Genomic DNA, 5,741 nt, shown 5'->3' on the forward strand with positions numbered 1-5,741 from the left:
TCCTGCCTTTCGGTTTACCGGTGTCATTCCGCTGTTATGGCCGCGGTTTCTCATTCCACGCCTGACACTCAGTTCCGGGTAGGCAGTTCGCTCCAAGCTGGACTGTATGCACGAACCCCCCGTTCAGTCCGACCGCTGCGCCTTATCCGGTAACTATCGTCTTGAGTCCAACCCGGAAAGACACGACAAAACGCCACTGGCAGCAGCCAACAGTAAGAGGGTGTACAAGAGATAACTGATGCAGAGTTCTTGAAGTCTCAGCCCAACTACGGCTAAACTGAAAGGACAGAATTTGGTTTCAGCGGTCTTGTACACCCTGTTACCACGGTTCAGAAGTTCCCCAACTTACTGAACCCTCGAAAAAACCGCCTCCCCAGGCGGTTTTTTCGTTTCAGACGAGGATATTACGTCGCATCTTATACTTAGGTCAACAACCATCAGCAAGACTGGACCTCCAAAACAAAAGGAGGTAATATCCTGATAATGAACACAGAATGCGACAAAAGAAATGCTAATGAAACAAGAAGTTAAAGAAAAAAAACAGACGATAGAACTAATCAATGATGATTGTTTAATCGCTTTAAAGATGCTTCAAAGCGATTCAATAGATCTGATCGTTACATCACCACCTTACGCAGACCAAAGGAAAAAAACCTATGGCGGAGTAAGTGCAGACAAATATGTTGAGTGGTTCACCCCGATAGCCAAAGAACTACTGAGAGTGACAAAATCATCAGGCTCATTTGTTCTAAACATAAAGGAAAGGGCGATTAATGGCGAGCGCCATACGTATGTAATAGAGCTAATTTTAATGATGCGAAAATTAGGCTGGTTATGGACAGAGGAATACATATGGCATAAAAAAAATAGTTACCCTGGGAAATGGCCAAATCGCTTTAGAGACTCTTGGGAAAGATGCATCCACTTTACGAAAAGTAAAAAATTCAACATGTACCAAGAGGAAGTAATGGTGCCTATGGGGGATTGGAAAAACTCACGACTTAAAAACATGAGTGATACAGATAAGAAAAGAGATGAATCGAAAGTAGGGAGTGGTTTCGGTAAAAAAATAGAAAACTGGGTCACCAGGGATCTAGCATACCCAACCAACGTGCTACACATGGCTACAGAGTGTGGAAACCGCAGTCACAGCGCAGCTTTTCCTGAAAGCCTACCTGAATGGTTCATCAAACTTTTCACCACAGAAGGTGACACCGTTCTGGATCCATTTTCCGGTTCTGGAACCACATTAAAAGTTGCGAAAGCAATGAAAAGGAACGCTGTAGGTATTGAAATATTAGATGAATATTGCGAGATAACGGCAAATAGAGTAGGTTTGAAAAAATCGTCTCAAAAAAAATACCGGTATACAAATGATTGAATCACGGATTATTTCAGATTTTATAGAATCTTGCATTGATGAAGAGTTCCATCAAAAAAAACAAGAAAAAATAAGGGCGATAAAATTATCAGATATAACAAAAAGAAAAAACCCATATTTATTTAAGGCGAAGGGGCTAACATCAGCAAGTGACTTAATAAAGTCAATAATGGATGCAACGGTATCCTCTGGAGAGGAGACCGTTTTTGGCAATTTCATGGAAAAGATTGCAATCTTCACATGTTCCCAAGCATTTGGTGGAAGAAAATCCAGTGCGGTAGGAATAGATCTTGAGTTCGAAACTGAAAGCACAAAATATCTAATAAGCATCAAATCCGGCCCAAACTGGGGTAACTCATCACAAAAAAAGAAAATGCAAGACAACTTCATTAAAGCCAAAAAAGTCCTAGGCACATCCGGTGGAATTAATTCAAAATCAATAACTTGCATCGAGGGGTGTTGTTATGGTTATGACGCCAGACCTGAAAAGGGAACCCACATAAAACTATGCGGCCAAGACTTCTGGACATTTATATCTAACGGAAACAACGAATTATATAGTGATATAATTGAGCCTATTGGTAAGCTTGCAGACGAAAAAAACAAGGAACTGATAGAACTAACAAATGCCAAACTAAATCTTTTTACGGCTGAGTTTATTTCAGAATATTGTAATAGTGATGGTTCAATAAATTGGGCTTTATTTGTAGCAAGAAACTCAGGTTCAAAATCAGACTATCATAGCAACTAACAGAAGAGTATAAATGGGGAAATGCCTCAACAAAAACAAGGACACTCCATGCCAGCATGCATAGTAAATGGTTGCCAGAATCATGCATCTAACAACTTTGGTGTAAGACTCCGTAGAGAGGATACCAGTGCAATCTGGGCACCCAATACTGAAGCCTACATCTGTGATGTTCATGCAAGTTCAGGCTTTGATATCTTCGTACAGCTACACACTCGAACCGACAACAACATAGTCACACATGTGAGTGCTAATGGTGGGGCTGTCGCACAAAGACTGACACCAATAACCAACACACCTTAGCAAAAAGCCGCCTTTTAGGCGGTTTTTTTTGCATCAGATTAAATACTCATATTTACCATAACATCCGGGCAGCGAAGTTCGATGCCTGCCCTTCAGGCCTGCAGGATTGTTACGCATGTAGGTGCTTAAACAAAAAACGCCCTATCTCATAGGTTGTGAAATCTGGATTGAGTTCATTTTCATCCATGCCTAGCTCCCTCCCCGCCTCAATCAATATCTTCTTCATGTTGCTGGCCTTAAGCCCATTATGGGTAACCAGAATTTTTCCTTTGGGCAGTTTATGAATCACATAATCTTTAAAGTGGTGCGCTTCCTTTTCGCCAGATAACACAAAGTCTTGTCCAAGTGATTCCTTCAATGACTTATTCTCATTAATTAACTTCAGAACAACATCATCAACAGTCATACCGAAGTCATCGACATACTCCCTGAGGCTTTCTAACGTTGATTCACTAAGGTTTAAATCGTTTTTTTTACTCATGTAGTCACCACCATGCTAGTTGTCAGAAAAGAAAAAACACAACATAAGTGGTATAGTACACCGCTTTTTAGTATTGAACAAATAACATAGAAGTCACTGATCGCTGGTTCAAAAAGAACAGCTACACCGCTGGATTTACCATAACATCTCTTACCCGCACCGCGCCGGAGGCACTCAGGGCGTTTCTGATGGCTGACGGGCAAAAGGTGGTGGCAAGTACACCGAAAACCACCAGAAACGCACCTGATTTATTTTACGCATATGCATCACTTATTCACATCACTGCATAGCCGGTGATTTCGGTTAAAAAAGACTCTCTGTGTGCTGAAATCGCAGAAAATGGCCATGATCCCCGTCACGCTCAGGCCACCTGAGACGGGCGTTTATCAGTCTCCATACTCCCTGTCACCATGAGATAATGTGCGTTGCCGTTCCGGTACCAGATCTGCTGTCTTCTCTGGTTCCTTTTCCGTTGTTTGCCCGTATCGCTGTTGCTCAATCTCATTCAGCCTGTCGATAACCGGCGCAGCTGCTCGCTCAAACTCTGCACCTGCCTGCTCAAGCCCGACACGCGCTCGCTCAGCGCCGCGTTCTCCCGTTGCATAAGACCAGACATCTTCCGCCATTCCTCGAAGGCGCTCTCCCACTCGTCCAGCCTTCTCGAGTAGTCCTGCTGTAGCTGCTCTAACGCGCTCAGCAATTGTTTTTCCAGTTCCGTCATTCTGCTCTACTCCCGTACCAGCTTCACCGCGTTCCGCGTCTTGTTGTCCACCGTCCGGCCCGTTTCGGCTTTCATCCCCTCCGGCAGCACCAGAAACCGTCCGTTGCGGTTCTCCAGATAGGTCACGCCCCACGTCTGCATGTGCAGTTTCGACAGCGTATCTCTCTGCTGCCTGATTTCCGCCAGGTTCGCCGCTATCCGGTTCCCCTGGTACCACAGCACCCCGCTCAGGCTGGCGAACAGCAGCCCTGACACCATGGTGATGGTCAGCCACGTCCGCCCGACCATTCGCAGCACGCTCAGCCGGTTCGACTGCATCGCCGCGTTCATCCCCTGTTCGTGGGCGCTGATGGCGTCGTTGATTCTCTTCGCGCTTGCGTTCAGTTCCGATTTGACAACGTTCTCGTGCTTGCTGAATGCGGCTTTCAGCCTCTCTTCGGTAAGCTGCTGCTGTGCTTTCGATTTCTCCTCGAAGTCCCTCGAGGCCGTTAAAAGACTGCTCATAAATGGCTCCCCTCAGTCGGATATTTCGCCCCCCGTCCGGGTCGGCAATGCTGATACTGTTTTTTGTGGTTCTGACCACCTCAAAACCGGCCGCTGTGAGCGCCCCTGTGACGTCATCACGCGTTTTCAGCTCTCCTGATGAGGCTAACATCAGCAAACCCCGTGTAATCGTCTCTGCGGCTTCCTGCTTCGTTTCTGGCAGTCCTGAAGGCGTGACCAGCGCCCGCCGGTTCTCCGGGTCGTTCGGATCATGTAGCCCCAGCCTGCCGTTGACCACTGTCTGCCACGCATCGATGCGCGGCCGGTCGGCACGATCGTAATACGGCTGGAGGCGTTTCCCCGTCAGTAATTCGGTATTGGGGATCAGAAAATTCAGCTCAAGACGACCCTTGTCTGCGTGTTCCACCCACAGAATGCTGTACTGGTCTTTATCGAGTCCGGGCATCAGAACCCGCTCAAAGCTGGCCATCAGTTTTTCACGCTGACCCGGCGGCAGGTCCGCCTCCGCGAATGACAGCACCCCGGAGGTATATTTTTTCACATACGGCGACGCATCAATCAGCTCCCGGACTTCTTCCGGCTTCCCCTGCAGGACGCTGGCACCTTCACGCTGCCGGTCTTTACCCAGAAGATAATCCACAGGACCGGCGCCCCCGCCGCGACCCCGGGGATGGAATTTAACAATCATCGTCCGGCCCTTTTTCCAGTACGGCATGCCGCAACCGTTCCAGACCGGCATCGATCGCCATCAGCGCTGCCACGATCTGCACCCGGTCATGACCGGCACCACCGGCGTTCACTTTCCGGGCGATCTGGTTCAGGTTATTGCCCATGCCGGCAAGCTGACGCAGCAGCGCGGGCGAAATCGAGGGAAGCCTGCCGGCGCGTGTCGGTTTCTCATCAAGGCAGGTCTGGCGCATCCACGCCGCCAGTTGTTTTCCGTCGCACCGCTCAAGCAACCGCCGGTGTTCGTCTTCCGTCACCCACATCGTGAGCATCTTGTTGCGTTTATCTGCCAGAATCGCCTCCTGATAACGCCGTGACGGACGGGAAAGCCTTTCCCGGTCGGCGCGGGGTTGGACAAGCCGCAGGCGCGTCAGTGGGGTTTCGGGGCGCAGCCCTGAACCAGTCACGTAGCGCTAGCGGAGTGTATACTGGCTTACTATGGTGGCATCGGTATGGGTATCAGCGAAAGTGCTATATATGGCAGGGATGACATGCAGCGAAGGTGCGTAAGGCAGATAATGGTAGTGCCGGGGATATGACGCCTCCTCGCTCACTCGGTCGCTGACGCTCCTGCCGTGAGGCTGCGGCGGGCGTTACCTGCTCACGAGTGACGAGATAAAGAGATGGAGCTAGAGTCAGAAAAGGGCACGAAAAGGATGCGGCGTTGCCGTTTTTCCATAGGCTCCGCCCCCCTGACGAGCATCACAGAATCTGACGCTCAAATCAGTGGTGGCGAAACCCGACAGGACTATAAAGATACCAGGCGTTTCCCCCTGATGGCTCCCTCGTGCGCTCTCCTGTTCCTGCCTTTCGGTTTACCGGTGTCATTCCGCTGTTATGGCCGCGGTTTCTCATTCCACGCCTGACACTCAGTTCC

General features: G+C 48.8%; 7 protein-coding genes and 1 pseudogene. 3 read left to right on the plus strand and 5 right to left on the minus strand.

Translation table 11 applies throughout. The annotated features are described in order from the left end of the window. Positions 1-106: 106 nt before the first annotated feature. The 3 genes from CMQ96_RS29075 to CMQ96_RS27975 all read left to right on the plus strand — a co-directional run bounded on the left by CMQ96_RS29075 (position 107) and on the right by CMQ96_RS27975 (position 2,132). Positions 107-235, plus strand: coding sequence for a replication initiation protein (locus CMQ96_RS29075; protein WP_074440740.1), 129 nt, complete (start codon positions 107-109; stop codon positions 233-235). A gap of 279 nt (positions 236-514) precedes the next feature. Next, on the plus strand, positions 515-1,381 hold the full coding sequence (locus tag CMQ96_RS27970) for a site-specific DNA-methyltransferase (protein WP_049162637.1): 867 nt from the start codon (positions 515-517) through the stop codon (positions 1,379-1,381). Then, positions 1,374-2,132 (plus strand): PmeII family type II restriction endonuclease, encoded by a 759-nt coding sequence (locus tag CMQ96_RS27975; protein WP_065782962.1) that lies wholly within the window; start codon positions 1,374-1,376, stop codon positions 2,130-2,132. Before CMQ96_RS27970 ends, CMQ96_RS27975 begins: the two co-directional genes overlap by 8 nt. Positions 2,133-2,541: 409 nt before the next feature. On the opposite strand, the gene CMQ96_RS27980 is transcribed toward CMQ96_RS27975, so the two are convergent. The 5 genes and pseudogenes from CMQ96_RS27980 to CMQ96_RS27990 all read right to left on the minus strand — a co-directional run bounded on the left by CMQ96_RS27980 (position 2,542) and on the right by CMQ96_RS27990 (position 5,157). Further along, positions 2,542-2,913, minus strand: coding sequence for a hypothetical protein (locus CMQ96_RS27980; RefSeq protein WP_021314598.1), 372 nt, complete (start codon positions 2,911-2,913; stop codon positions 2,542-2,544). 505 nt (positions 2,914-3,418) lie between these two features. Further along, entirely contained in the window at positions 3,419-3,634 is a 216-nt protein-coding gene (locus CMQ96_RS28515) for an MbeD family mobilization/exclusion protein (protein WP_015328239.1), read from the minus strand. A gap of 6 nt (positions 3,635-3,640) precedes the next feature. Further along, complete coding sequence (locus CMQ96_RS28520; RefSeq protein ID WP_015328238.1) at positions 3,641-4,138, minus strand: MbeB family mobilization protein; 498 nt, start codon at positions 4,136-4,138, stop codon at positions 3,641-3,643. A gap of 40 nt (positions 4,139-4,178) precedes the next feature. Next, positions 4,179-4,877, minus strand: a pseudogene (locus CMQ96_RS29080) (relaxase/mobilization nuclease domain-containing protein); the annotation flags it as partial. Continuing rightward, on the minus strand, positions 4,816-5,157 hold the full coding sequence (locus CMQ96_RS27990; protein ID WP_071599364.1) for a MobC family plasmid mobilization relaxosome protein: 342 nt from the start codon (positions 5,155-5,157) through the stop codon (positions 4,816-4,818). The gene CMQ96_RS27990 and the pseudogene CMQ96_RS29080, both read right to left, overlap by 62 nt. Positions 5,158-5,741: the final 584 nt, after the last annotated feature.

Source organism: Klebsiella sp. MBT K-1 (assembly GCF_002556465.1).
GTDB lineage: Bacteria > Pseudomonadota > Gammaproteobacteria > Enterobacterales > Enterobacteriaceae > Klebsiella > Klebsiella grimontii.

Coding starts and splice junctions, on each gene's coding strand:
- CMQ96_RS29075 (WP_074440740.1), top strand. CDS start 107: ATGCACGAACCCCCCGTTCAGTCCGACCGCTGCGCCTTATCCGGTAAC.
- CMQ96_RS27970 (WP_049162637.1), top strand. CDS start 515: ATGAAACAAGAAGTTAAAGAAAAAAAACAGACGATAGAACTAATCAAT.
- CMQ96_RS27975 (WP_065782962.1), top strand. CDS start 1,374: ATGATTGAATCACGGATTATTTCAGATTTTATAGAATCTTGCATTGAT.
- CMQ96_RS28520 (WP_015328238.1), bottom strand. CDS start 4,138: ATGAGCAGTCTTTTAACGGCCTCGAGGGACTTCGAGGAGAAATCGAAA.
- CMQ96_RS27980 (WP_021314598.1), bottom strand. CDS start 2,913: ATGAGTAAAAAAAACGATTTAAACCTTAGTGAATCAACGTTAGAAAGC.
- CMQ96_RS28515 (WP_015328239.1), bottom strand. CDS start 3,634: ATGACGGAACTGGAAAAACAATTGCTGAGCGCGTTAGAGCAGCTACAG.